Here is a 25831-nt window from a genome sequence, read left to right as displayed (position 1 = left end):
GGCGCCACCAACTTGCGGAAGTGGTCTTCAGTAGTATTTTAAGGCCCGTAAAACCGCGCCATGACCAAATATTTACTGCTCCCTCTCCTGATGTTTTTATTCTCCGGCATCCTCGCCGCCCAGGAAAAACCGGATAAACCCGACCAAATGACCGGTATGCCCCTCCGCAATGTGGGCCCTGCTTTCGTCTCCGGGCGAATCGCGGACATCGCCGTTGACCCCCAACACGAAAACACCTGGTACGTGGCCGTCGCTTCCGGAGGGGTCTGGAAAACGAAAAATGCGGGCATTACCTGGGATCCCGTCTTCGACGAGCAGGCATCCTACTCCACCGGCTGCGTTACGGTCGACCCGAACAACTCCGCCACGGTATGGGTCGGTACGGGCGAAAACGTCGGCGGTCGCCACATCGGCTTTGGCGATGGGGTGTACCGCAGCCAGGACGGCGGCAAGAACTGGACCAATATGGGACTGAAAAACTCGGAGCACGTATCCAAGATCATCGTCCATCCCGATAACTCCGATGTCATCTGGGTCGCCTCGCAAGGCCCGTTGTGGAGCAAGGGCGGCGAGCGCGGGTGCTATAAAAGTACCGACGGCGGTGCCACCTGGAAGCGTACCCTCGGCGACGACGCGTGGACCGGCGTAACCGATCTCCTCATCGATCCCCGCGACCCCTCCGTCCTCTACGCGGCTACCTGGCAACGGCACCGCACGGTAGCGGCCTACCTCGGCGGCGGACCGGGCACGGCCATCTACCGCAGCCGCGACGGCGGAGAAAGCTGGACCAAATTGACCACCGGACTGCCGACCTCCAATATGGGCAAGATCGGTCTGGCCATCAGCCCCCAGGATCCCGACGTAGTCTACGCCTCCATTACCCTGGATCGCACGAAGGGGGGCGTCTTCCGCTCCTCCGATCAGGGCGCGAGTTGGACGAAAATGAGCGATGTCGTACCGGGTGGTACCGGTCCGCACTACTACCAGGAGCTGTACGCCAGCCCCCACGCCTTCGACCGCCTGTACCTTATGGCCGTACGCGTACTCGTAAGCGACGACGGCGGCAAAAACTTCCGGGAGATGCAGGAAGAGCGCAAGCACTCCGATAATCACGCCCTGGTCTTTCGGGAGGACGACCCCGACTACCTCCTCATCGGTACCGACGCCGGACTGTACGAAAGCTTCGACCTGGCCGAAAACTGGCGCTTCATCGACAACATGCCGATCACCCAGTACTATAAGGTGGCGGTGGACGATCGCAAACCCTTCTACCATATTTTCGGCGGTACCCAGGACAACGGCAGCCACGGCGGGCCCAGCCGCACCGACAGCGAAAGCGGCATCCGCAACGGCGACTGGTACAAGACCCTCTTTGCCGATGGCCACCAGTCGGCCACCGAACCCGGCAATCCCGACATTATCTACGCCGAAACCCAGCAGGGCGGCCTACACCGCGTCGACCTCAAGACCGGCGAGCCCGTCCTCGTGCAGCCCCAAGCCCGCGAGGGCGACCCCCACGAGCGCTTCAACTGGGATGCCCCGATCGTAGTGAGCCCCCACGACCCCAAACGCCTCTACTTCGCCAGCTACCGCGTTTGGCGCAGCGATGACCGCGGCGACGACTGGACGCCCATCAGCGGGGACCTCACCCGCAACGAAGAACGACTGGCCCTACCCATCATGGGCGGAATCCAGAGCTGGGACAACCCGTGGGACGTGCGCGCCATGTCGAACTACAATACCATCACCTCCCTCTCCGAGTCCCCCGTAAAGGAAGGCTTGCTCTGGGCCGGTACCGACGACGGCATCCTGCAGGTGAGCGAAGATGGTGGCGACAACTGGCGCAAGATCATGGTCAGCAGCCTACCCGGTGTGCCCGAACGCGCCTTCATTAACGACGTCAAGGCCGACAAGTACGACGCAAATACCGTATACCTCTCCCTCGACAACCACAAGGAAGGAGACTACGCCCCCTACCTCTACAAAAGCACCGATCTAGGCCGCAGCTGGACCGACCTCGGCAGCAGCCTGCCCGCCGGCACCCTGGTGTGGCGACTCGTGCAGGATTTCGAACAGCCCAACCTGCTCTTCGTCGGTACCGAAAACGGCATCTACACCTCCCTCGATGGCGGAAAGGCGTGGAAAAAACTGGCGGGTACCCCGACCATTCCGTTCCGCGACCTGGCCATTCAGGAGCGGGAGAACGATCTGGTCGGAGCCAGTTTCGGACGGAGCTTCTGGATCCTGGACGACTACAGTCCCCTGCGCGAGATGAACGACGCCAACCTGAATCGGGAGGCCCACCTCTTCACCCCCCGGGATGCGTGGTGGTATAGTCCGCGCGGCAACGATCCGGAAGTAGGCGCGAATATATACGCCGCCGAGAATCCCCCCTTCGGGGCGGTGATCACCTACCACCTCAGGGACGGCTTTGTAAGTAAGGAAGAGGCCCGTAAGGAGGCGGAAAAGAAAATGACGGAGGCCGAAACTCCCCTGACCTTTCCCGGCTACGCCGCCCTCGACGCGGAACAGAATGAGGTAGCTCCGAAGGTGTGGCTTACCATCTTTGCCGCGGACGGTTCGGTCGTGCGCAAACTGGAGGTTGATGCTTCGGAAGGAATACACCGCGCCACCTGGGATTTGCGCTATCCATCTACTCGTGCCATTCGCCCCGGGCAGACGGAAGAGGGTGGGGGAGGCCGCTGGTCCGCCGGCGCGCTGGCGGCACCGGGGACGTATACTGCTACCCTAGCTATGGAAGAGCGCGGCGAGGTTCGTGAGCTTGCCGGACCGGTAAGTTTCGAAGTGAAACCGCTCCATGAACCCACGGTAGCCGGCCCCGATGCCCAGGAATACGATGCCTACCGCAGCGAGGTGAGGGAAGTGCAGGATCAACTGGCCACGGTGCAGGAGTTTATGGACGAGGCTGAGGACCAGCTCCGTGCCATGGAAACGGCCCTGTCGCGTGCCGCTATCGCACCGGGTGCCCTGAACGGAAAACTCTACTCCCTCCGTCAGGAACTCACCGAGCTCCAGTACCAAATAAACGGCAGTCCGAGCCGGGCGGAGATCGGGGAGAAGAATCCACCCGACATATCCGACTTCTTCAGTGCCGGTGCCCGTGGACTGTCCACCACCTACGGACCGACCCCCAACCACCGCCGCAGTCTTGGAATCGCCGCCGGACGCCTGGAGAAACTACTGCCCGACATCGAGCGGTTACGCGACCGGACCATCCCCGCCCTACAGCGCGAATTACGGGAGGCGGGCGCCCCCTACCTCATCGGCACCGCCCCCCGGGAATAACTACGACCCCTAAACTATGCCCCCGCCACGTCGTTTTGTGTACGGGCAAATTCGGATTGCCTGCCTTGACCTATATTTAGGAGGTAAACCCTCCGCAAACAGCGAAATTTCGCCTTTTCCGCATGAATACAGCTCAGAAAGACACCACTACGGCCCAGCGATCTTCTACGACCGCCAAGAAGAACGGTTCCGCTAAGGAATTGAACTACAGTAAGGAACAGTACCTGGAATGGTACACCCTGATGCTGCGCATTCGTCGATTCGAAGAGCGTGCACTAATGGCTTACGGACAGCAGGACGTGCGTGGTTTCTGTCACGTTTACATCGGTCAGGAGGCCGTTGCGGCGGGTATCGAGAGCGCCCTCACGAAAGATGACGGAATAGTGACGGCCTACCGCCAGCACGGAACGGCCATCGGTCGGGGTGTCGAGACGAAAAAAGCAATGGCCGAGCTCTACGGCAAAGCTACCGGTATCGTAAAGGGAAAAGGAGGCTCCATGCACTTCTTCAGCCGTGAGAACAACTACTACGGTGGCAACGGAATCGTCGGTGCCCAAATACCCATCGGTACCGGCATCGCCTACGCCGAGAAGTACAAAGGCACGAAGAACCTCTGTGTGGTCATGTTCGGCGACGGTGCCGCCCGCCAGGGTGCCCTCTGGGAAAGCTGGAATATGGCCATGACCTGGAAAATCCCCGCCCTCTACATCTGTGAGAACAACGGCTACGCGATGGGCACCAGCGTCGAGCGTACCAGTAACGTCACCGATTTGAGCAAGCTCGGGGCAAGCTTCGATATGCCCAGCGAAAGCGTCGACGGCATGAGCCCGGAGGCCGTACACGAAGCCGTCAGTCGTGCCGCCGAACACATCCGTTCCGGAAAGGGGCCGTACTACCTCGAGATCAAGACCTATCGCTACAAGGGCCACTCGGTATCCGACCCCGCCCGCTACCGGGAGAAGGACGAAGTAAAGAGCTACCAGCAACGCGACCCCGTCAAGGTGACCGAAAAAGCCATCCTCGAGAATGGTCTGGCTACCGCCGAAGAAATCAAGGAAATTAAGGATAGCGTAAAGGCGGAAATTGCCGAAGCCGTCAAATTCGCCGAGGAAAGCCCTTACCCGGACGGAGCCGATCTGTACACCGACAACTACTCCACCCCCTATCCTTTCCTGACGTAGGACAACTTTTGCGGCTTTGACCTATCTTTGCGCGACTTTTCCGGCCGCGCTACCCTGCGGTGGGCAGAACTTAGAGTAATATGGCAAGAAAGAATAACATCGGTCGTCGTCCAACCGGCACCCCCAGCAAAGGTCGCGCGGCCAACACCAACACCGGTATCGGCGGGGAATCCGATGGCGACGATACCCTGGTCGACTTCGTAGAAGTACGTGACCAAGGCCTCGACTTTTTCGAACGCAACCGCAAGCCGATCATCATCGCCGTAGTGGCGCTTATCGCCATAGTAGCGGGTGCTTTACTCTACCAGACCTTCATTGCAGCACCGGCCGAACGCAACGCCGCCGAGCAGATGCAGCAAGCCCAGTTCCAGTTCGATCAGGACAGCTTCAGCCTGGCCCTGACCAACCCCGGACAGGGGTACCCCGGTTTCCTCGACATTGCCGACGAATACTCCGGCACCAAGGCCGGTAACCTCGCCAACTACTACGCCGCCGTAAGCTACCTCAACCTCGGCAAGTACGAAGCCGCGATGGACTACCTGCAAGACTTCGACGCCGAAGGAGAGCTACTTCCCGCCATGAAGGCCGGCGTAATGGGTGACCTACACAGCGAACTCGGCGATTTCAGCGCCGCCATCGACAGCTACCGCGAAGCCGTAGACGAAGCGGGCAACAACTACGTCACCGGAGGATACTACCTCAACAAACTCGGTCTCCTCCTCCGCAAAGAAGGACGTACCGAAGAGGCCCTCGCCGCCTTCCGCCGCCTCAAAGCCGACTACAGCGCCAGCGCCGAAGCCGCCCAGGCCGACAAGTACATCACGGCACTGGAAAGCAAGTAAATTGATGGTACGCTACCCTGCGAAGCAGAGTAACGTCAGCTGTCAAAGAATCCGCGAAATCTGCGACAAAAATCTGCGCTTAATCTGCGTTGAAAAATTACGCCCCAAACTGCCGGTGCAACAACCGCAAGGTCTTCAACTTCTTCCCCCCCTCATCAAAGATCGAGATCAGGTACAGGCCATCCGGTAGCTCGCGAATATCGTAGCCGTCCGGTCCGGATTCTCCGCTGAACGAACGAATCTGACGGCCCAGTGTATTGGTCACTTCCACGCGACCGACCCGGGTGCCGCGGGGAGATTCTACGAAAAACTTGTCCACCGCCGGATTGGGATACAGCCGAACCGTAGTAGGGGAGGGCCTGATCTCTACCTCCGGGATCGCGGGAGCGGCGGCCGCCCGCTGGGTCAGGGTAGTGCTCACCGTCGCACTCGCTAGAATAGTGCCGGGAATGGTCAAGTCCGAAAACTTCAGTTCCGTCGTTCCCTTTCCGGTGACCCCGTCGGGTTTGAGTACGATATAAAAAGTAGCCGACTGCCCCGGAGAAAGGGGAATGTGCCGCCCGTTGCGCTGTTCGTTTTCCGACATGACGTAGGGGGTAGACCTACTCAGGCGGTCAACGGTCTCGTACCTCCACGAGCGCGGCTGCCGGCCCTGCACCGCCTCCCGTACGAGCTGGATGGTGCGGGTGGAGTTGTTGGTAACGACTACGGAGGTTACATCCTCGAAGTGCTCGTCCAGGTTGTCCACTACGATCTCCTTACTTACCTCCGCCGGTTCCACCCTCAGAATACTTCCATTCTGCGCCCAGAGGGGAGAAACGAGAAGCAGGGAGAGGGAGAATAAGGCGGTTTTCATTCCGTATTGGATCAGTAGCTGTTGTTTAGGAACCGGGATTAGGAGCCAAGGTTAATCGCTCAACAATAATAATCCGGGCAGAACAAGTTTTTAGGCCCCCAAGGCCAGAATTAACATTTAATTACTTCCCTACCTTTGCCGCCCTATGAAAGTATCGCTCAACTGGCTGCGTGACTACCTCGACCTCGATCTGCCCCCCGAACGGATCGGCGACGTGCTCACCGGCACCGGCCTGGAAGTGGAAGGAATCGAAAAGGTAGAGTCCGTCCCCGGCGGACTTGAAGGAATTGTAGTCGGCCACGTTGTCACCTGCGGCAAACACCCCGGCGCCGACCGGCTCTCCCTTACCAGCGTCGACGTGGGACGCTCCGAACCGGTCTCCATCGTCTGCGGAGCCCCCAATGTTGCCACCGGCCAGCACGTGCTCGTGGCTACCGTAGGCGCTACCCTGCACCCGACCGGTGGCGAGCCGTTCACCATCAAGAAGGGAAAGATCCGCGGCGAAGTCAGCGAGGGCATGATCTGCGCCGAAGATGAGCTCGGGCTGGGGTCGGACCACAACGGCATTATCGTCCTCGACCGGGCCTATCCGACCGGCACCCCGGCCGCCGACGTCTACGACCTCGAAACCGACTACGTCTACGAGATCGGCCTCACCCCCAACCGCTCCGACGCTACCAACCACTTGGGCGTTGCCTTCGACCTGGCGGCCGCCATAAGTGTGGAGAAGGAAGGAAAAATATCGGTACGGAAGCCAGACGTCTCCGCTTTTCGGGAAGGCACGGCACCCGCGTTCCCCGCCCGAGTGGATAACCCGAAAGACGCGCCCCGTTATGCCGGACTGGTTATCGAAGGGCTGAAGGTAGGAGACAGTCCCGACTGGCTGCGCGCACGCCTCAACGCCATTGGGGTAAGGCCCATCAACAACGTGGTGGACGTGACCAACTACGTACTGCACGAACTCGGCCAGCCGCTACACGCCTTTGACCTGGACAAGATCGGCGGCAAAGAGATCGTCGTGGAAAAATTACCGGAGGGTACCGTCTTTCGTTCCCTCGACGGGATCGACCGCACCCTCACGGAAGACGACCTGGTGATCTGCGACGGCAACCACCGCCCAATGTGTATCGCCGGCGTGTTCGGTGGAGCCGATAGCGGGGTGACCGACACCACCACCCGCATCTTCCTCGAGTCCGCCCACTTCGCTGCCGGCACCACCCGCCGCAGCAGCATGCGCCACACCCTGCGCACGGATGCTGCCCGGATCTTCGAAAAGGGAAGCGACCCCAACGTAACCGTCTACGCCCTGAAGCGCGCCGCCCTCCTGCTGGAGGAACTGGCGGAAGGAAAGGTAGCCGGAAAACTGCTCGACCTCTACCCCTCACCGATCGAGCCCCTACGGGTCACCGTCCGCTACCAAAAAGTCGATGACCTCATTGGTGTCTCCCTGGGTCGGGAGCGCATCCACTACATACTGCAGACGATGGATATGGAGATCGTAGAAAACAACGATCGGGAATTCGTCGTGGCGGTGCCCACCAATAAAGTCGACGTGACCCGTGAGGTCGACGTCATCGAGGAGCTGCTGCGGGTGTACGGATTCAACAACATCCCCGAGCCGGACATGATCACCACGGCCATGGTCGTCGCTCCCCGGCCCGACCCGAATGCCCTGCGCGAACTCATCGGCGACCTCCTTGCCGCCAATGGGTTTTACGAAATGATGGCCCTGAGCCTGGGTGAAAGTCGCCACTACGCAGACCGGGAGGATCTGGTGGCCATCAACAATACCAGCAACGTGCACCTCGACGTGATGCGTCCGGAGCTGGCCATGTCGGCCCTGGAAGCCGTGCGCCACAACCAGGCCTTCAGTCAGCGCGACCTGCGGCTGTTCGAGTTCGGTCGCAGCTACCACGTCGACGGCGATGCCTACCGCGAGGTCAATCACCTCACCCTTACCCTGACCGGTCGCCGCACCGCGGAATCCTGGCACACCGCCGATCAAAAAACGTCGGAGGCCACCTACTTTACCCTGAAATCGGCCGTGGAGCTCGTCCTCAACCGCCTCGGCATCGACAACTACCGCACCGAAGAAGCGCCCGCCGACACTTTTGCCTACGGCCTTCGCTACCGTAAGGGGCCACTGGAGCTCGTAGATTTTGGCGGGGTCGCGGGAGCAATGAAGGAACGGGCAGCGGTGAAATCCGGTGTATTCTTCGCCGACTTCAACTGGGACAACCTACTGCGGGTGCTGCCCCGTAAGCCGGTCCAGGTCGTTACCCCCGGAAAATATCCCGGCGTACGGCGCGATCTGGCGCTGGTGGTAGCGAACGGCGTAAACTTTGCCGATGTGGAACGGCTTTCGCGGAAGGCCGGAAAGCAGTTGCTCACCGAGGTCAACCTCTTTGATGTGTACCGCAATGAGGAGCAGCTCGGCGGCGGCAGGAAGAGCTACGCCGTGAGTTTTCTCTTCGCGAGTCCGGAGCGTACGCTACAGGACAAGGAGGTTGACAAGCTGATGCGCGGCATCGAAGGCCTGCTCGGCAAACAACTGGGCGCTGAGGTTCGCCGTTAATTCATAACTTCGCCCATTCCTTTAACCGCTCATCCAATATGCAACCGGCAGCCCAAATTGACGGTCTTGAGATCAAACTCCGGCAACTCGCCGCTAAAGTGGACCGCCAACGGGCGCAACACGAAGCCCTCGTTACCGAAAACGAAACCCTGAAGCGGGAGCTCGATCGGCAGCTCGGCATCGTAAGTTCACTCCAGGGCAAGCTGGACCGAACCCCGCAAGCCGCCGTCGCGGAACCGGCCGACCGAGACGCCCAGCGCGAAACCATCCGGTTTTGCCTTCAGGAGATTGATCGCTGCCTCGACTGGCTCCACCGCAATTAAGTTATGGCCAACGAACAGGACAACAAGCCCATTACTGTGGTCATCGCCGGCCGCCCTTATCCCATTCGCGTCGGCGAAATGGAGGAAAAGGGGCTACGCGCCCTGGTCGGTGAGATCAACGATCGCTTCAATGATTTCCAGATCAAGTACCGCGACCGCGACAAGCAAGACTGCCTGGTCATGACCCTGCTCACCTACGCCAGCGAACTCCGCAGTGCCCGGGAGCAGGCCGACAACGGTTCCGACCAGGAGCTGAGTAAGCGACTGGCCCAGTTGAATGATTTGGTTGAGGGGATGCTCTAGAGGAGCTTCACGCTTTAATTAAACGTACAATGGAAATTATCATCGGGCTCGTGATCGGGCTCCTCATCGGTGCCGCAATCGCCTACTTCATCTTCGGCGGTAAGGCCAAGGAGCAAAATCAGGTCCACCAACTCGAAGCCGAGAAGCTACTCGCCGACGCCAAGCTGAAGGCCGAAAAGATCCAGTCGGAGGCCGAACTGAAGGCCGAAAAGACCTTCGCCGAATACCGCGATAAGCAGGAAGCCTTCAAAAAACAGAAGATTGCCGAGAGCCGCGAAAAATTCGCTCGCTACAAGGAAGAATTTAAGCAGGAGAAGGCCGAAGAACTCGTAGAGCTCCGCGAAAAGCGGGAGGCCCTGAAGGAAGAACAGGCCGCCATGAAGGAGGAGCGCGCCGGCTTCAAGGCCGAACTCGACGAAGTGCTGAAGGCCAAGGAGGGGTTCAAGAAGCGGGAGGAGGAAATCCAGACCCGCAAACGCGAACTCGAAGAGGAAATCGAACGCACCCGCGAAAAGCAGACCGAACTCGAAAGTCAGCACGAACGCTTCACGGTCGAACTCGAACGCATCTCCAACTTAAGCCAAACGGAAGCCAGGCAGCGCCTGCTCGAAGACGTACGGGCCAAGACCGAGAACGACGCCCTGAGCCTGCGCCGTGAACTCCTGGAGGAGGCCAAGGAAGACGCCGCCAAGGACGCGCGTAAGGTGGTGATCAACACCATCCAGCGTATGTGCGCAGAGATGACCATCGAAAACACCGTCTCCGTCTTCAGTCTCGACAACGACAACGTAAAGGGGCAAATCATCGGTCGCGAGGGCCGCAACATCCGCGCCATCGAAGCCGCCACCGGTGCCGAACTGGTGGTCGACGATACCCCGGAGACCATCGTGATCTCCAGTTTCGACCCCATCCGCCGCGAAGTAGCCCGCCTGTCGCTCAAACGGCTGGTCAGCGACGGTCGCATTCACCCCGCCCGCATCGAGGAGGTGGTCGCCAAGACCCGCAAAGAACTCGACCAGGGCATTAAGGAGATCGGCCAGAAAACGGTCATTGAGCTCGACATTAACGGATTGCCGGCCGATTTGGTCCGCATGGTCGGCCGCATGCGCTACCGCAGCAGCTACGGTCAGAACCTCCTCAAGCACAGCATCGAAACGGCCCACCTATGCGCCGTGATGGCCGCCGAAATGGGCCTGAGCAAGAAGCAGGTCAAACTGGCCAAACGCGCCGGACTACTCCACGACATCGGCAAGGTCGCCGATGAGGATAGCGAGCTCAGCCACGCCCTCTATGGTATGCAGCTGGCCGAGAAACTGAACGAGCACGCCATCGTAGTGAACGCCATCGGTGCCCACCACGACGAGATCGAGATGACCAATATCATCTCACCCATCGTACAGGCGTGCGACGCCATCAGCGGGGCCCGACCCGGCGCGCGCCGCGAGATCCTGGAAGGATACATCAACCGCATTAAGGAGCTGGAGGACATCGCCAAGAAAAACGAGGGCGTCAATTCCGCCTTCGCCATGCAGGCCGGCCGCGAGCTGCGGGTGATGGTCGAGGCCGACAAGGTCAGTGATCAGCACGCCGACGAGTTGAGCTTCAAGATCAGCCAGGAAATTCAGGAAACGATGCAGTATCCCGGTCAGATCAAGGTAATGGTGATCCGGGAAACACGCTCGGTAGCCTACGCGCGCTAGCGCACAATTACCCGGCCGCTGAATGCCCGACTGCCGCCATCGGGAACGAAAAGGGTATACAGACCCGGAGTAAGCCCGGTAACGTCCACTTCGGCCGAAATGCGCTCCCGCGAAATATCGACCCGTCGGACCTCGCGGCCATCAGCAGCGTAGAGCACGGCTACCGTTGGCGAAAGCACTTCCTCCAGGGGTAGCGTAAAGCTGTAATTGGCCGGATTGGGGTAAACGGTAAGTTGTCCCGCGATCATCTGTCTGGTGGAGGTAAGATCGTAGCGCAGGGGCCAGCCGAGATCCTCCAGTATGCCGAGGGTGACCGGTCCGGGATCCCGTATGGCCTCCCCATTGGCAACCGAGGGGGTCATGAGTGCATTGATGGTACCGGTCCGGTAGGTTCGTTCGTCCAAATGGCTTACGCTGCTGCCTACGTCGAAAGTCTGGGGAGCGAAGAGGGGCACCAACTCGCCACCGTTTTCGCGGACGGCGTTATCACCGGCAAAGTCCAGCCGCTCGATGACGGCGGCCAGCAATTCCTTTGAGGGAGTAGTGAATAAGGAGGTGTCGGAAAGCGATTGCCCGGGCGGCGTTTCCAGAAACAGGTCATAAATGATGAGGTAGTCATCGAATCCAATGCTTACCGTGGAGTCGGTGGTGCTGTCGATGCTACTCAGAAAACCGAGTCCGTGACCGAGCTCGTGCAGGATCACCGTAGCCAGGTCGATGCGGTTGCGGGGTACGGTGCCTTCGGTATCGTAGTTCCAGTTAGCGGTACTATTGACCACGATGTTGATATCGGGAGCGTCCGAATCATTGAGTTCCTGACCAAAAATGGCTTCCGCCAGCGCTACGGGATACCAAACGTTTCGCTCAGGCGCACCATCAAAATCGCGGAACAGGAAGCTCGGGCCCGCGCTTGCCAGCAGTCGTTCATCGCCCTCGTCCCGCCAGTCTACGTTCACGCGAACGGGAACCGTGGATTGCAGGTAGCTTCCCCAGACGTCGGCGGCGAACCGGATGCTCGCTTCCGCGGCTTCGGGCACGCTGTCGGTAAAAATCAGTTCGAAGGGCGTCAGGACACTCAAGTTGGCGGCGGCGAACTCTACGGGGGCCGACTTGGGTAGAGAAGCCGTGGCGCCATCCGTCCAGCAGGTGATGGTATGTCCTTTGCTCTTGGTCTGAGCGGTGAGGGCGAGGCAGAAAAACAGGCTCAGAGTGGCGAGTAAGGCTTTGCGCATAGCGGAATCTAGTTCAGAATTTTTTCGGTTTCGCTGAAGTCGAGGTCATCGGCTTTGGCGTATTCGATGGCCCGGCGGGCGGCTGCTTTTGCTTTTTCCAATTGTCCCGTCTTCTGGTAGAGCCAAGCAAGCGTATCGAGGTTGGGATAATCCGGTCGAATTTCCACCGAGCGTTCGGCCCACGAAATGGCCTGAGCGAGGTGCTCCGGATCGTCGGCGTTCTGGTAGAACGTCCAGGCCAGGGAGTTCAGCTCGGCGGGATCGTCGGAGGGAAAGTCGCGGTAGTACGCCACTGCGGCCGGCAGGTACGCCTCCATTTCATTCAGCCGCTCGTGGTACATCATGGTATACTGGGCCAGAAGTTGGTCTTTCAGTAACGGAGCGTGCTGAATGTAGTGGTCCTTGATTTCGGCCGGCGCTACGAGACTCCGTTTGCGGTTGCTGCGGTGGTAATCGTTCACCAGGGCCCGTTGGATCACTCCCATGGCGGTGCCGTCACCGAGCACTTTCTCGATCTCGCGGGCGTGCTCGATGAGGTAGCTCATTCGTTTGTCGCCGAGATTGCCGGGACTGGCCAGGATCAGGTGCAGGTTTTCGGGACTTGACCAGTCTTGCTGTCCGTCGAGGTACCCACTGACTACCCGGTCGGCGCGCCCCTCTTCGTAATTGGCGGTCAGGACCTCCGCATACATCTTGACGAAGGCCGGGTCGCGGTCGCCCGCTTCGTAGCGATCGCCCAGGGCACCCAGGCTATTCTCCGAGATGGCTACGTCCGCCAGGTTCAGAAGGGCCGGTTTGGGAATGTATCCGAGTCCCTTATGAACGAGATCCCCCTCCCCGTTCACGAAGAGGTAAGTCGGGTAGGCGGAAACGGAATACCGGCGGGCGAGCCCGGGGCCTTCGCCCTTCTCCATATCGAACTTAGCGTTGATGAACCGCGCGTTGTATACGGCTCCTACGGCCGAATCCGGAAACACCTTGGCTGTCATCATCTTGCAGGGTCCGCACCAGGTAGCGTATGCATCGATGAAGATCAGCTTGTCCTCCTGCCTGGCCTGGGCGAGCAACTCGTCGAAGGGTTTTTCTTCGAAGCGGACACCGCCCTCCTGCTGGGCGAGTAAGCCGAGGGAAGAAAGGAAAAGTAGAGCGAGTAGGGACTTGGACACTTGGTTTGAATTGTGGCGTTAGCGGAACTCTACGGTAACGGACCGCTATCCTGCAGTGTTGCTCTTAGAATATACGGTAAGATCATCATAACAGGGTTCCCACCCGAGGGCCCGTATTTTTGCGGAATTTATTTGCTTATCGGTCGCCCCGCCGGGCAAATAAGCTTTAGCGGAGCAGCCGGCGGCGCGCAGGAGCGAGCCATAAAAATCACCCTTCGACGGATGGGTGACGGCACTGAGGTTGTAAATTCCGGTAGCCCCGGTAGAAATTACCAGGCGGATCGCAGTTAGTACGTCATCCCGGTGAACGAGGTTCACCGGAGCTTCCGCCCGGGAAATCGCTTCCGCATTCCGAAAAAAGTTGGTTGGGTCGCGATCGGGACCAAACAATCCGGCAAGCCGAAGTACCGTGAGGCGGTCGGTCTGGTCATCGAGCCACTCTTCCGCCGCCATTACCGCGCGACCGGAATGCGTATCGGGGAGGGGCCGGGTCTCCTCGGTAACCTCACCCTGAACTTGCCCGCCGTAAACACCCGTACTGCTGGTAAAAATGACGTGAATGCCGGAAAGCAGGCCCCGGAGCGGGCCAAGAGTAGATAGGTAATTGGCGGGGGCGGCCTCCCCTAGTGCTCTGCCGCGGGGGGGAAGGGTAACAACGAGCACTTCCACTTGGTGAAGGAAGGACTCGAGGACGCTGCGATCAACGGGCAGGTCAAGCAAAAAGGGGTCGGCACCGGCGGCGGTTAGCGCATTGCGCACCTCGCGGCGACGGTAACTAGCAGTGAGCGAATAGCCCTGATCGATGAGGTAGCCAACAAGGGGTAATCCGAGCCATCCGGCACCCAGAACGGCTAATTTTTTACTGGTCATGGAACGCAAAAGTAAGGCAACGGACAGTTCATCACAGAATGTAACCCTATTGATTACAAACACCAATTTATGGGAAACATTGAATCTATTTGCTTGTCTAATTATCGGAAATTGCTTATTTTTGTAGCAGGAAAAGAAGCGGTTTCCGTCCAAGAATTTACATGTTTTGAGTGAGTATTTACGGGAGGAGGGCAGATGGTCCTCCTTTCTTTTTTGCAACCTGTTTCGGGAGTCTTGACACTTGTTGTCAAGGCTCTTTTTTAGGTGCTGTCGGGGCCGTGCGGCGGCAGGGAACAGTAGTTTGTTATCATTGCGGCACAGAACGTTAACAAACTGGTTCCGGTATGAAGAATAAACTCTCCCAGCGATTCACTCAGGAGACGGGAAGTCACCACTACCTGACTGCGGGCGACGTGGAGGAGGTAACCCACTACCTGAACGAGCGGGCTTACCTGATTCCGGGGGAGGAAGTCACCACGGCAGAACCGGCCGGGGAGAGCAATATGAACGTCGCCCTGCGGGTGACCACCACACGGCGCAAGTTTATTCTGAAGCAAAGCAGGCCGTGGGTCGCAAAGTTTCCGGAACTGGCCGCACCGGTAGAGCGTGTGCTGATCGAGCGGGATTTCCACCAGGCGATCGTCAACGACCGCTTCCTGTCGAGTCACATGCCCGAACTTCTGCGTGCCGATCCGGAGAATTACGTCTTGTTGCTGGAAGATCTCGGGCAGGCCAGTGATATGCGGTTCGTGTACTCCAGCGATGCCTCGCTGACCCGCACGCAGTTGTCGACCCTCCTCCGGTTTGCCAGCGAGTTGCACCACCTGCGGCCAGTCGACTTTCCCAATAACCAGGGCCTTAAGCGGTTGAACCACGCCCATATTTTCGATCTGCCCTTCCGGCCGGACAATGGCTTCCCCCTAGATGCCATCTACCCCGGGCTCGCGGCGGCGGCGCTGCCGTTCCAACACGACGACGCGCTGCGGGACGTCACCGCGGAACTCGGCAAGGAGTACCTGGCCACCGGCGATCGTCTAATCCACGGCGACTTTTACCCGGGCAGTTTCCTCACCGTGGACGATACGGTGTTCGTGATCGACACGGAATTTGCCTACCTCGGCCGACCGGAATTCGACATCGGGGTGCTCATGGCCCATTTGCTCCTGAGCCGGGCACCGGAGAAGCGTATTTTACAGATCGACAGCCACTACGAAAAGCCCGCGAAATTTGACGTGGAGCTGGCCCGCAAGTTCTGTTACGTGGAAATTATGCGGCGAATCATCGGTATCGCCCAACTTCCGATTTCGCTTACCTTGGATGAGCGGAAGCGACTCCTCGAACGGGCGCGTGCCGGACTGGTGTAATTCAACCGGTCCGGGTGTCAGCCCGTTGTTAAGGGCGGTGACAGATTGGCGGTCTATGCCCACTGGCTCGGATTTCGCCTAAATACCTTGCACCCGCGCGCCCGCCCTCCTTTAATTGAAAAATATATACAGCTATGCTTAAGGCCCTAAAGAAATTATTCGGTTCGAAACAGGACCGTGACGTTGCCGCCTACCAACCGGTCGTAGATGAGATCAACGAAGTATATAAGGGCCTGGCCTCGCTTTCCAACGATGAACTACGGCAGCGTACCGACGAGTTTCGCAGCCGTATTGCCGAATACCTCTCCGGAATCGACGAGGAGATCGAACGCCTGCGCGTAGAAGCCGAGGCAGAACCGGACTTCCGTAAAAAGGACGAACTATTCAAGGAGATCGACCGCATGGGTGACCAGCGGAACGAAGAACTGGAAGTGGTGCTCAGGGAAATCCTGCCGGCCGCTTTCGCTACCGTCAAAGAAGCCGCCCGTCGCTTCACGGCCGGACCCCTCACCATGACGGCTACCGATGCCGACCGCGAACTGGCGGCCGAAAAGGAGTACGTCACCATCGACGAATCCGGACAGGCCACCTACAACAACAAGTGGCTGGCCGCCGGTGGGGAGATCGAGTGGCAGATGGTGCATTACGACGTGCAGTTGATCGGCGGACAGGTGCTTCACGACGGCAAAATCGCCGAGATGCAAACCGGTGAGGGTAAGACCCTGGTGGCTACGCTGCCGGCCTACCTCAACGGACTCAGCGGCCGCGGCGTGCACGTCGTCACGGTGAACAACTACCTCGCCCAACGTGATGCGGAATGGATCGGGCCGGTAATGCAGTTCCTGAAACTTAGCATCGACTGTATCGACCGCTACCGCCCCCACAGCCCGGAACGGGTGAAGGCCTACTCGGCCGACATCACTTACGGCACCAACAACGAATTCGGCTTCGATTACCTGCGCGACAATATGGTGCGGGCCACGGCCGATAAGGTGCAGAAGCACCACCACTTCGCCATGATCGATGAGGTCGACTCGGTACTGGTCGACGATGCCCGTACGCCACTCATCATTTCCGGCCCCGTAACCAACAATGCCGACGACCAGGACTACCTCGAACTCAAGCCCGCGATCGAAAAGCTGATCGCCCAGCAGCAGCGGGTGGCCAACAAATTCCTGACCGAAGCCAAGCGGCTATTCAAGGAAGGATACATCGGTCCGGAGGAAGGAGAAGCCGGCCTGGCCCTCTTCCGCTCCTACCGCGCCTTCCCCAAGAGCCGGCCACTGATCAAGTTTCTCTCCACCGAAGGAGTCCGGGTGCTGCTGCAGAAGACGGAGAACACCTACATGTCGGAGAACAACAAGCGCATGCCGGAGGTAGACTCCGAACTGTACTTCACCATCGACGAGAAGAACCGGCAGGTAGACCTGACCGACCTCGGTACTGAATTTCTGAGCAAGTACAACGACGATCCCCAGTTTTTCATCCTCAACGACCTGGCCACCAGTATGGCCGACGTAGAGAAGCGGGACAACCTCACGAAGGAGGAAAAAGCCCTGGAGAAGAATAAACTGGCCCAGGAATTCGGGGTCAAGTCGAAGCGCCTGCACGCCATCTCCCAGTTGCTCAAGGCTTACGCCCTCTTCGAACGCGACAGCGAGTACGTTGTGATGGACGGACAGGTGAAGATCGTGGACGAGCAGACCGGTCGTATGATGGAAGGCCGCCGCTACTCCGACGGGCTCCACCAGGCGCTCGAAGCCAAGGAAAACGTGAAGGTGGGCGAGCTCACCCAGACCTACGCCACGGTGACCCTGCAGAATTACTTCCGCATGTACCACAAACTCGCGGGCATGACGGGTACGGCCGAAACCGAAGCCGGCGAATTCTGGGAGATCTACAAACTCGACGTAGTGGTCATCCCCACCAACCGGCCCATCGTGCGCGACGACCGCAACGATAAAATTTACAAGACGGACCGCGAAAAATTCAACGCCGTCATCGACGACATCGTCGAACTGAGCAACGCCGGCCGCCCCGTACTGGTGGGTACCACGGCCGTCGACATCAGTGAGAAACTGAGCCGGATGCTGCAACTGCGCGGCATCGACCACAACGTACTGAACGCCAAGCAGCACCAGCGGGAGGCCGACATCGTCGCCGAAGCCGGGCGCCCCGGCAAGGTGACCATCGCGACCAACATGGCCGGCCGGGGTACGGACATCAAGATCAACGACCAGGTGAAGAAGGCCGGGGGACTGGCCATCGTCGGTACGGAGCGCCACGACAGCCGGCGGGTCGACCGTCAGCTCCGCGGTCGTGCCGGTCGCCAGGGTGATCCCGGATCGAGTATGTTCTACGTGAGCCTCGAAGACAAGTTGATGCGGTACTTCCAGAGCGACCGCATCGCCAAGTGGATGGACCGTGCCGGCCACAAGGAAGGCGACGTGATTCAGGCGGGCATCGTGACCAAATCGATCGAGAACGCCCAGAAAAAGGTGGAGGAGAACAACTTTGGCATCCGCAAGCGACTGCTCGAGTACGATGACGTGATGAACATCCAGCGCGAGGCCATCTACCGCAAGCGCGACAACGCACTGAGCGGACAACGCCTGAACCTGGACCTGAACAACTCCTTCGAGGGGCTCATCGACGACATCGTTTACGCCCACAAGCAGAATGGTACCTACGATACCTTCCGCCTCGCTACCCAGCGCCTGCTCGGCTTCGAATCCGACATTCAGGCAGCCGACTTCGACCACAAGGACGTCAATGACCTTGCCGACCAGCTGCTTGAAGAATTCCGCAGTTTCTACGAAAAGAAGATGCTTACACTGATCGACCGCGTGATGCCCTTCATTCGCCGGGTCGATGAGGAGCAGCCCGGCCGGTACCGCCGGATCATCGTCCCCTTCACCGACGGCAGCACCCATCCGCTCAACATCACGGCCGACATCAAGAAGGCCATTGAGACCAACGGGCGGAGCATCAAGTCGGACATTGAGAAGGCCGTCACCCTGGCGATCCTCGACGAAAACTGGAAGGAGCACCTGCGGAGCATGGACGAGCTGAAGACCTCCACCAATATGGCCTCCTTCGAGCAGAAGGACCCGCTGGTGGTGTATAAGATGGAGTCCTACAATCTTTTCGAGGAACTCATCAGCCGCATCAACGAAAAGACGACCACTTACCTCGCCAAGGGCGACCTGCAAATCGCCGAGCCTTCCGACATTCAGGAGGCCCGCCCACCCCGTCGCGTGGTGACGGCCCCGACTCAGGTCAACCGCAGCAGTGATCCGGAGCCCGCCGCCGCTGCCGCGCGTCAGGCCGCCGAATCGGTCAGCAAGCCCGAAAAGGTGCAGACCTTTCAGCGGGAGACGGCCAAGGTGAAGCGCAACGACCCCTGCCCCTGCGGTAGCGGGAAGAAATTCAAGCACTGCCACGGCAGTAAGTAACCCGCTTCGGGAGCGATCGCAGGTTTGTATTGCGCGCCCGGTGATAACATCGCCGTATATTGGCGTTCGTTTTACGCCTAGCCCGTTTTTCACAGAATATCCCCGGTTTGAATCAGATCATAGATCATACTTTCCTCAGTCCACAGGCAACTGTTACTGACATCAAGCGGCTCTGCCGGGAGGCCAGTGAACAGGGCTTTTATGCCGTGTGTATCCCCCCCTTCTTCGTTTCCCGGGCCGAGATCGAGCTCCAGGACACGCCGGTCAAAGTGGCTACGGTCATCGGGTTCCCGTACGGCTATTCCGAAACGCCGATCAAGGTCGCCGAGGCGCGTCGCTGCATCGAGGAGGGGGCCGACGAACTCGACATCGTCATCAACATCTCCGCCGTGAAGTCGGGAGAATGGAATTACGTCAAGACCGAGATCGAACAGATGGCCACCACCGTCCGCCTGAAGGGGAAGGTGTGTAAGCTGATCCTGGAAATGGGGGTGCTGACCGAAGAGGAGCAGCAGCGGCTGGTCGAAATTTGTAATGCCGTTCGCCCCGATTTTGTCAAGACTTCTTCGGGCACCCAGGGGGGGGCTACCGTAGAGCAGGTTCGTTACCTGCGAGCTAACTTACATCCCGAGATAAAAATCAAGGCCAGCGGTGGTATCCGAACCTCCGAAGAAGCCCGCGCCCTCCTGGATGCGGGGGCCGACCGCATCGGCACTTCTTCAGGTCTCGCCATCGTACAATCGTAAAGCATGCGTCAATACACCGTCCTTATCGCACTTTTGCTGGCCTCCGCCGCCGGAATGGCCCAGCGCAACTTCATCGTTACGCCCGATCCGGACGTAGCCAGGGTGCTCGACATCTTCGCCGAGGTAAGCGAGCGGGAAGACAAGGTCGAAGGATGGCGCGTGCAGGTGCTCGCCACTACCGATCGGCGCAAGCTGGAAACGACCGAATCAGATTTCCGCGTCAATTATCCCAGCGTGCCGGTAGATTGGGTGCACAACACCCCCTACTACAAGCTCCGCGCCGGAGCCTTCTTCACGCGTCAGGAAGCCGACCGGCTGCGGCAAACCCTGAGTAAGGAATTCGAAAGCGTTTACCTGGTGAAGGACGAAGTGCTTGAAACGGAACTCCTGAAGATGTACTAGCAGCGCCCTTATGCCCAGAATTTCCCTGAAGCGGACCCGGACGGACGTTGCCACGATCATTCTCTACATCTTTCTGGTTTCGACCGGATTGATCATGATCAACTCGGTAGGCGCTCCACCCGAAGGGTACGACCTCAGTCTGGCCGGTCGCCTGGCTACCCCGATGGGCAAGCAGCTGGTCTGGGTAGTGATCTCCGCCGGCGTCTGGCTCTTCATTAATTACCTGATCGATCGCAACGTTTGGATCGTCGGGGCTTACCCGATTTACATCTTTACCGTGGTGCTTCTTTTTCTTGTCCTGGTTGCGGGCAAGGAAATCAACGGCGCCAGATCGTGGTTCAGCATCGCGGGACTCACCTTTCAACCGAGCGAGTTGGCCAAGTTCGGTACCTGCCTGGCGATGGCCGCCTTTCTGGGGCAGTATTCGGGGAGGCTCGACAGCCTGCGCGCCGTAGCCTACGGTTGCTTCATCTGGCTCCTGCCCGGAGTGGTCATCCTGGGGCAACCCGACATGGGGTCCACCCTCGTATTTGCCGGTTTTTTGTTGGTGATGTACCGCGAGGGACTCAACCCGCTTCTCTTCGTACTGGGTGGGTTCACGGCCTTTATGGTCGTCCTGGGCATCCTTTTTCCGTTCGATGCCTTACTGGCGGGCCTGCTCGTGATCGGTCTGGCGCTGTACACGTTTTTGCTTCCCCGGCGTGCGGCCGTTTGGACACTGGGGGCGGTAGCCGCAGGTGCGGTGTCTTTCTATACGGTGCAAGCCGGGTATGGTTGGCAAACCAATGCCGTACTCGGAACCGCATTGATCGCCCTGATGGGTTTTCACCTAATGCAGCGCAACACGAAGCTGGTCGGCATCAGCTTCTTTTTCCTGCTTTGGGGCCTGGCCCTCACCTTCACCGCCAACTACATTTACACCAATCAACTCCTTCCTTCCCACCAGCACGAACGGGTAATGGTGTGGCTGCATCCCGAAGACGCCGATCCACGGGGTTCCTACTATAATCTGCTGCAGTCTAAACTCGCCATTGCCGCCGGCGGGGTCAGCGGCCGGGGCCTGCAGCAGGGTACGATGACCAAGTACGATTACGTACCCGAACAACAGACCGATTTCATTTTCTCGGCCGTCGGCGAAGAACAGGGATTCATTGGCGCGGGTACCCTCATCATCGTTTTCTTCCTGCTTCTCTGGCGGATCACCGTGATCGCCGAACGACAGCGGCGCACCTTCGCCCGGGCCTACGCCTACGGGGTGGCGGGGATACTGCTCGTCCACTTTCTGGTCAATATTGGTATGACGATGGGGCTTATTCCCGTCATCGGCATCCCCCTTCCCTTTATTTCCAAAGGCGGTTCTTCCCTGCTCAGTTTCACGATGATGATCGCCGTGCTCCTCAAGCTGGATAAGCACCGCGGCGAAGTGTAGCGACGGCTTTTAGCCGTCCCGCTGCCTGTTTGGGTTGCAGCATGACGGCTGAAGCCGTCGCTACTTTGAGGAGCTGTAGCGACGGCCTTCAGCCGTCCCGCTGGCTGTTTGGATTGCAGCATGACGGCTGAAAGCCGTCGCTACTTTGAGCTGTAGCGACGGCCTTTAGCCGTCCCGCTGGCTGTTTGGATTGCAGCATGACGGCTGAAAGCCGTCGCTACTTTGAGCTGTAGCGACGGCCTTTAGCCGTCCCGCTGCCTGTATGGATTGCAGCATGACGGCTGAAGCCGTCGCTACTGAAAATCCCCCGCTGGCGATTGCCGGCGGGGGATTCTTTAACTAGGTTAGCTAAGCTTAGAAGTTAAAGCGGTATCCTCCAGTCAGTTGATTCACGCTGAAGAAGTTGCGGGTAGAGAAATCCACGAATACGCGTCCTCCGCCTACGGGCAAGTAGGTACCTAGGAGTAGGTTGATGGCGGGGCGGAAATTAAGCTCGTCGGTGTTTTCGTCGTCCTTGATCTGCATGGCACCGATGCCGATGCCGGCGTAGGGAATTAAGCCCTCAGTCTTAGCTTCATCAGTGATGATGGGGTAGACAATATTACCGAAGATGCCGAAGGTAGTGGGGCTACCGATACCAAAGTATGCTTCGGGCATAAACTCGGCCCGTTGGTCGGGACCCAGTTTGTAGTGCCAGCGCAGGCCTAGTCCGAGTCCCGTAGCATCGCCGAAGTTGAAGCCAGCGGTTCCCGACATGCCAGTGTAGGTGAAGTTCGAGAAGAAGCCCTCGGTATTTTCGTCGGCCAGATAAACGCCACCGGTATTGACCGTAATGTCCTCCAGTTTACGGGTACCCGGTACGATCACCTTATTGCCTGCCGAGTCGACTGCAGTATAGGTGGAAGCGGCCTGACGGGCAGCACGGCGCTCCTGACGCAGCTGGTCACGCTCAAGGTCGATGCGTTCGTCGATGGCATCCTGCTGTGCTTCACGGCGAGCCAGTTCGCGATTGGCGCGGTCCAGGTCATTCTGCAGGCTACGAATTTCCTGCATCATTTCGCTCTGGTAGTCGGTCATGTCGCGCATCATCTCATTGCGGAGCTCCTGGGATTCGGTATCGTTGGTGTTGTTACGAATATTGTCGATCCGCTCCATCATACGCTCCTCGAGTTGCCGAATGCGCTCCTCACTGTCGCCGCTGTATTCCATGCGGTCGTTGGTGTTGTTTCCACTTTCACGGCTTTCGCGAAGTTGGCGCTCCAGGTTGTCGATGCGCATCTGGGTAACATCGGGCCGCCTGCTGCTGTCTTGCTGAACACGGCCATCGGTCCGGGAGTCGTTACGGTTATCAAATTCCCGCTCGATAATTATCCGCCGATCTTCTTCGATTCGGTCACCATCGTCAAAACGGGCTACGCCGCGGCGTCCCATCCTTGGTGAGTTGTTCATCTCGAACATCATGTTCTCCATGCGTTCGATCCTGCGGTTGATCTGATCCAGTTGATCGTTTCCGGAAGTCGCCGGTTGCATCTGCTGTTGAGCCTGGGGTTGGGCGTTGCGCTGCCCGATTGCCTCGATGAGCTTATCGATCTGGGCGGACTGCAAAATGATCACGCTACCGTCCTGGTTGTAACGCTGGGGGGCGGTGGCCCGCTGAATGGGTTGTACCTGACGACCCAGTGCGGCATCTACTTCGGCACGTTCCAGCTGTTGCCGTTGGACATCGGCCTGTAGACCTTCATTCGTCAGTTGATTCTGGCGGGTGTCGAGTTCTTCGACTACGGCTACGGCATTTTCACGTTCCGCCTTGATGACGGCGGCGGTTTCTACATCACCGGCATCGAGAGCATCGATCAGTTCCTGGTCCAGGCTCGCAATGCTATCCTGGTACCGTTGACGCAGTTCGGCAATTTCGAGTTGGTTAGCGGTGCGGATGCTATCGGCGCGGCGTTCGAAGTCACGCTGCTGCACGGCCAGACGATCCTCAAGGGTCGACTGACGGACGACATCGGGGTTCTTCCGGTTATTCCCGCCGAGGACAAAACCAAGACCGGCATTGTACATGTAACTGGTCGTGATTTGGTCTTTGCTGTTCAGGTCTTCCAGATTGGAGCCACTGGTCAGCAGGGCGCGGACGCCGCCGTTAAGCTTTACCCGCTCGCCGAACTTGAGGTAAATGCCGCCACCGCCGGAGGCAAATCCCTGGCTGGATGCGAGATCCTGTACTTCAGTCACGCCGTCGTTGTAGCCATCACTCAGGTCGATGTACCCACCACCGAGATTGAGGTAGGGAACGATGCCCGAACTGGCCTGGCTGAGATTGAATCGGAAGTCCGCACCGTAGAGCGAAATATCGTCGAAATCAAAGTTGATCTCGTCGTCCTTCATGCCGCGGTAGTAGAATCCCCGCAGGCTGATGAGGGGTCCGAAGGCAAATCCCGCAGTACCGCCAGCGAAGTACGCATCGCGGTAGGGGAGTGTTTCGTCCCAGTTTACCTGAGCAAGTCCTAGCTCGATGGGTAGCGAAAGGCCACTGATCCCGCCCTGAAAGTTTTCCAGGTACTTCTGGTCGATCTCGCTCAGCTGACCGGGCCGCCGGCCGCCGAGATAGAACTGGAGGTTCGCGGCAACCGCGAAGGTTCCAATGTTCTCGTTATTAAAATTGTCGAAGTTCTGGTTGTTGATTACCTCGTCGACGTCGCTGAACAGGTTGCGTACGGAGTTGCCGGAGTAGGTGATGTACTTGCCCTCCACTCCGAAAGCGTAACGGTCCGCGGCGCTAAGGGTCAGCCCGAGTCCCAGCGTACCGAATATATTCTCCGCCTTGTCTAATCCTTCGCGCTTGGTATCCTGAATACCACCACCCAGCACCAGGTAGGGCAGCAGGGTGCCACGGCCAATGTTAAGTTTAAGCTCGGCACCATAGCGACTGAGATCAACGCCCTGATTGGCGAAAGTGGAGTCAACGTTTATATTAAGACCCGCGATGTTGGTCTGCTGGTCGATGGTCTGGAGATACGTAGCACGCAACTCAACATACTCACCAAATCCAAACCCGAGGCGGCCGCCAAACATGAAGGCATCGTCGAGTCCGGAATCGTCACCGAACCAGTTGTAACTGACGGATGGCGCAATGGTATAGCTCACGCCCCGCACCTGGCCTGCTACCTGACCGACGGCCAGTAGAGTTAGTAATGAGAGTAGATAATTTCGCATAATATTTGGGTTTTCTGAGGCAGTTTATACTACCGTATTTATGTCAATTAGGCGGGTAAATGTTCGATTTACCACCCCTGCGGAGACGTTCGTGTACGACATTCCGGGCGGTTCGAAAAGGCACTTTCTCCCACGCGAACTGATCCTCAAGACGGGATAATTGCGGTAGGTCACAAGTGGCGAATATCTTTCTGATATTTTAGCGAAGGCAGTGCTGATCTGCAACCCCCCGGCCGCCAACTCGTCCTTTGGGGTACACAGCAAGAAGAAAAACCCTAGTGGGAAGTCATCCAATCACACCAACCATGCCGACTGCCGCCGATTACCGCGATACCCACCGCGCTCTCGTTCTCGGATGTCAACGTAGGGACCGCAACGCCCAGCGGCAGCTCTATGGACACTATGCCAAACCCATGTACAACCTTTGCCTCAGAATGCTGAGGCATACCCACGATGCCGAGGACGTGCTCCAGGTTGCCTTCGTACAGATCTTCGCCAAGATCCATACGTTCAACTTCGAAGCGTCCATCAGCGCCTGGATCAAGCGAATCGTAGTAAACCGGTGCATCGACCACCTGAAGAAACGCCGGTTGCTCACTACGGACTTCGACCCGGTCCGCCACGAATCCGTTGCCGTAGAGCATCCCGAAGACCAGCGGGAGGAGGAAAGCAACTACACGGTCGAACGTATCCGGGAGGGGGTGATGAAACTGAGCGAGGGATACCGGGTCGTGCTCACCCTCTACCTCTTTGAGGGGTACGATCACGAGGAGATCGCCCAGGTCATGGGCATCAGCCCGGGAACCTCAAAATCCCAGTACAGCCGCGCCCGCAAGCGATTGGCCCAACTGTTAACCGAATAAAT

18 protein-coding genes are annotated in these 25831 nt (G+C 58.6%); 13 read left to right on the top strand and 5 right to left on the bottom strand.

Going from position 1 to position 25831, the window contains the following annotated elements; genetic code table 11:
* Positions 1-60: 60 nt before the first annotated feature.
* The 3 genes from GGR28_RS15445 to GGR28_RS15435 all read left to right on the top strand — a co-directional run bounded on the left by GGR28_RS15445 (position 61) and on the right by GGR28_RS15435 (position 5329).
* Entirely contained in the window at positions 61-3306 is a 3246-nt protein-coding gene (locus GGR28_RS15445; RefSeq protein ID WP_183496724.1) for a VPS10 domain-containing protein, read from the top strand.
* 122 nt (positions 3307-3428) lie between these two features.
* Entirely contained in the window at positions 3429-4487 is a 1059-nt protein-coding gene (gene pdhA / locus GGR28_RS15440) for a pyruvate dehydrogenase (acetyl-transferring) E1 component subunit alpha (RefSeq protein ID WP_183496723.1), read from the top strand.
* Positions 4488-4567: 80 nt separating this feature from the next.
* Positions 4568-5329: a tetratricopeptide repeat protein gene (locus tag GGR28_RS15435; RefSeq protein ID WP_183496722.1), complete on the top strand. Its 762-nt coding sequence runs from the start codon at positions 4568-4570 to the stop codon at positions 5327-5329.
* 97 nt (positions 5330-5426) lie between these two features.
* Here GGR28_RS15435 and GGR28_RS15430 read toward each other — a convergent pair whose 3' ends face one another.
* Entirely contained in the window at positions 5427-6185 is a 759-nt protein-coding gene (locus GGR28_RS15430; protein WP_183496721.1) for a T9SS type A sorting domain-containing protein, read from the bottom strand.
* Positions 6186-6330: 145 nt separating this feature from the next.
* Between GGR28_RS15430 and pheT the strand changes: the two genes are divergently transcribed.
* Genes pheT through rny form a run of 4 tightly spaced genes read left to right on the top strand, consistent with a single transcriptional unit; the run spans position 6331 to position 11086 of the window.
* Positions 6331-8760, top strand: a complete 2430-nt coding sequence (gene pheT, locus GGR28_RS15425) for a phenylalanine--tRNA ligase subunit beta (RefSeq protein WP_183496720.1) — start codon at positions 6331-6333, stop codon at positions 8758-8760.
* 38 nt (positions 8761-8798) lie between these two features.
* Positions 8799-9083, top strand: a complete 285-nt coding sequence (locus GGR28_RS15420; protein WP_183496719.1) for a hypothetical protein — start codon at positions 8799-8801, stop codon at positions 9081-9083.
* A gap of 3 nt (positions 9084-9086) precedes the next feature.
* Entirely contained in the window at positions 9087-9386 is a 300-nt protein-coding gene (locus tag GGR28_RS15415) for a cell division protein ZapA (RefSeq protein ID WP_183496718.1), read from the top strand.
* Positions 9387-9415: 29 nt separating this feature from the next.
* Positions 9416-11086, top strand: a complete 1671-nt coding sequence (gene rny / locus GGR28_RS15410) for a ribonuclease Y (protein ID WP_183496717.1) — start codon at positions 9416-9418, stop codon at positions 11084-11086.
* On the opposite strand, the gene GGR28_RS15405 is transcribed toward rny, so the two are convergent.
* The 3 genes from GGR28_RS15405 to GGR28_RS15395 are packed head-to-tail and all read right to left on the bottom strand — an operon-like array spanning position 11083 to position 14354.
* Positions 11083-12318 carry a T9SS type A sorting domain-containing protein gene (locus GGR28_RS15405; RefSeq protein WP_183496716.1) on the bottom strand — a complete coding sequence of 412 codons (1236 nt, stop codon included), beginning with the start codon at positions 12316-12318 and terminating at the stop codon, positions 11083-11085. The genes rny and GGR28_RS15405 overlap by 4 nt on opposite strands.
* Before the next feature lie 8 nt (positions 12319-12326).
* Complete coding sequence (locus GGR28_RS19380) at positions 12327-13484, bottom strand: thioredoxin family protein (protein WP_183496715.1); 1158 nt, start codon at positions 13482-13484, stop codon at positions 12327-12329.
* Positions 13485-13529: 45 nt separating this feature from the next.
* Positions 13530-14354 (bottom strand): sugar nucleotide-binding protein, encoded by an 825-nt coding sequence (locus GGR28_RS15395; protein WP_183496714.1) that lies wholly within the window; start codon positions 14352-14354, stop codon positions 13530-13532.
* Positions 14355-14698: 344 nt separating this feature from the next.
* Here GGR28_RS15395 and GGR28_RS15390 point away from each other — a divergent pair, with 344 nt between their 5' ends.
* The 5 genes from GGR28_RS15390 to rodA all read left to right on the top strand — a co-directional run bounded on the left by GGR28_RS15390 (position 14699) and on the right by rodA (position 21750).
* Positions 14699-15718: a phosphotransferase gene (locus GGR28_RS15390; RefSeq protein ID WP_183496713.1), complete on the top strand. Its 1020-nt coding sequence runs from the start codon at positions 14699-14701 to the stop codon at positions 15716-15718.
* A 134-nt stretch (positions 15719-15852) separates the two neighbouring features.
* A complete protein-coding gene (secA, locus tag GGR28_RS15385; protein WP_183496712.1) occupies positions 15853-19173 on the top strand; it encodes a preprotein translocase subunit SecA in 3321 nt (1106 codons plus the stop codon).
* A gap of 107 nt (positions 19174-19280) precedes the next feature.
* Entirely contained in the window at positions 19281-19919 is a 639-nt protein-coding gene (deoC, locus tag GGR28_RS15380; protein WP_183496711.1) for a deoxyribose-phosphate aldolase, read from the top strand.
* Positions 19920-19922: 3 nt separating this feature from the next.
* On the top strand, positions 19923-20321 hold the full coding sequence (locus tag GGR28_RS15375) for an SPOR domain-containing protein (RefSeq protein WP_183496710.1): 399 nt from the start codon (positions 19923-19925) through the stop codon (positions 20319-20321).
* 10 nt (positions 20322-20331) lie between these two features.
* Entirely contained in the window at positions 20332-21750 is a 1419-nt protein-coding gene (rodA, locus tag GGR28_RS15370) for a rod shape-determining protein RodA (protein ID WP_183496709.1), read from the top strand.
* 354 nt (positions 21751-22104) lie between these two features.
* Here rodA and GGR28_RS15365 read toward each other — a convergent pair whose 3' ends face one another.
* Positions 22105-24966 carry a coiled-coil domain-containing protein gene (locus GGR28_RS15365; RefSeq protein ID WP_183496708.1) on the bottom strand — a complete coding sequence of 954 codons (2862 nt, stop codon included), beginning with the start codon at positions 24964-24966 and terminating at the stop codon, positions 22105-22107.
* 305 nt (positions 24967-25271) lie between these two features.
* Here GGR28_RS15365 and GGR28_RS15360 point away from each other — a divergent pair, with 305 nt between their 5' ends.
* A complete protein-coding gene (locus tag GGR28_RS15360) occupies positions 25272-25829 on the top strand; it encodes an RNA polymerase sigma factor (protein ID WP_183496707.1) in 558 nt (185 codons plus the stop codon).
* Positions 25830-25831: the final 2 nt, after the last annotated feature.

The sequence above is a fragment of the Neolewinella aquimaris genome, assembly GCF_014197245.1.
GTDB lineage: Bacteria > Bacteroidota > Bacteroidia > Chitinophagales > Saprospiraceae > Neolewinella > Neolewinella aquimaris.
The sequence above is the reverse complement of the archived record's forward strand: the minus strand, read 5'-3'. Positions and strand labels throughout refer to the sequence as shown.

Excerpts from the sequence above, each read along its gene's own strand:
- pheT (WP_183496720.1), top strand. The coding sequence starts at position 6,331 with ATGAAAGTATCGCTCAACTGGCTGCGTGACTACCTCGACCTCGATCTG.
- GGR28_RS15435 (WP_183496722.1), top strand. The coding sequence starts at position 4,568 with ATGGCAAGAAAGAATAACATCGGTCGTCGTCCAACCGGCACCCCCAGC.
- GGR28_RS15375 (WP_183496710.1), top strand. The coding sequence starts at position 19,923 with ATGCGTCAATACACCGTCCTTATCGCACTTTTGCTGGCCTCCGCCGCC.
- GGR28_RS15445 (WP_183496724.1), top strand. The coding sequence starts at position 61 with ATGACCAAATATTTACTGCTCCCTCTCCTGATGTTTTTATTCTCCGGC.
- GGR28_RS15365 (WP_183496708.1), bottom strand. The coding sequence starts at position 24,966 with ATGCGAAATTATCTACTCTCATTACTAACTCTACTGGCCGTCGGTCAG.
- GGR28_RS15430 (WP_183496721.1), bottom strand. The coding sequence starts at position 6,185 with ATGAAAACCGCCTTATTCTCCCTCTCCCTGCTTCTCGTTTCTCCCCTC.
- GGR28_RS15360 (WP_183496707.1), top strand. The coding sequence starts at position 25,272 with ATGCCGACTGCCGCCGATTACCGCGATACCCACCGCGCTCTCGTTCTC.
- GGR28_RS15390 (WP_183496713.1), top strand. The coding sequence starts at position 14,699 with ATGAAGAATAAACTCTCCCAGCGATTCACTCAGGAGACGGGAAGTCAC.
- GGR28_RS15420 (WP_183496719.1), top strand. The coding sequence starts at position 8,799 with ATGCAACCGGCAGCCCAAATTGACGGTCTTGAGATCAAACTCCGGCAA.
- GGR28_RS15405 (WP_183496716.1), bottom strand. The coding sequence starts at position 12,318 with ATGCGCAAAGCCTTACTCGCCACTCTGAGCCTGTTTTTCTGCCTCGCC.
- rodA (WP_183496709.1), top strand. The coding sequence starts at position 20,332 with ATGCCCAGAATTTCCCTGAAGCGGACCCGGACGGACGTTGCCACGATC.
- rny (WP_183496717.1), top strand. The coding sequence starts at position 9,416 with ATGGAAATTATCATCGGGCTCGTGATCGGGCTCCTCATCGGTGCCGCA.
- GGR28_RS15395 (WP_183496714.1), bottom strand. The coding sequence starts at position 14,354 with ATGACCAGTAAAAAATTAGCCGTTCTGGGTGCCGGATGGCTCGGATTA.
- secA (WP_183496712.1), top strand. The coding sequence starts at position 15,853 with ATGCTTAAGGCCCTAAAGAAATTATTCGGTTCGAAACAGGACCGTGAC.
- GGR28_RS15415 (WP_183496718.1), top strand. The coding sequence starts at position 9,087 with ATGGCCAACGAACAGGACAACAAGCCCATTACTGTGGTCATCGCCGGC.
- pdhA (WP_183496723.1), top strand. The coding sequence starts at position 3,429 with ATGAATACAGCTCAGAAAGACACCACTACGGCCCAGCGATCTTCTACG.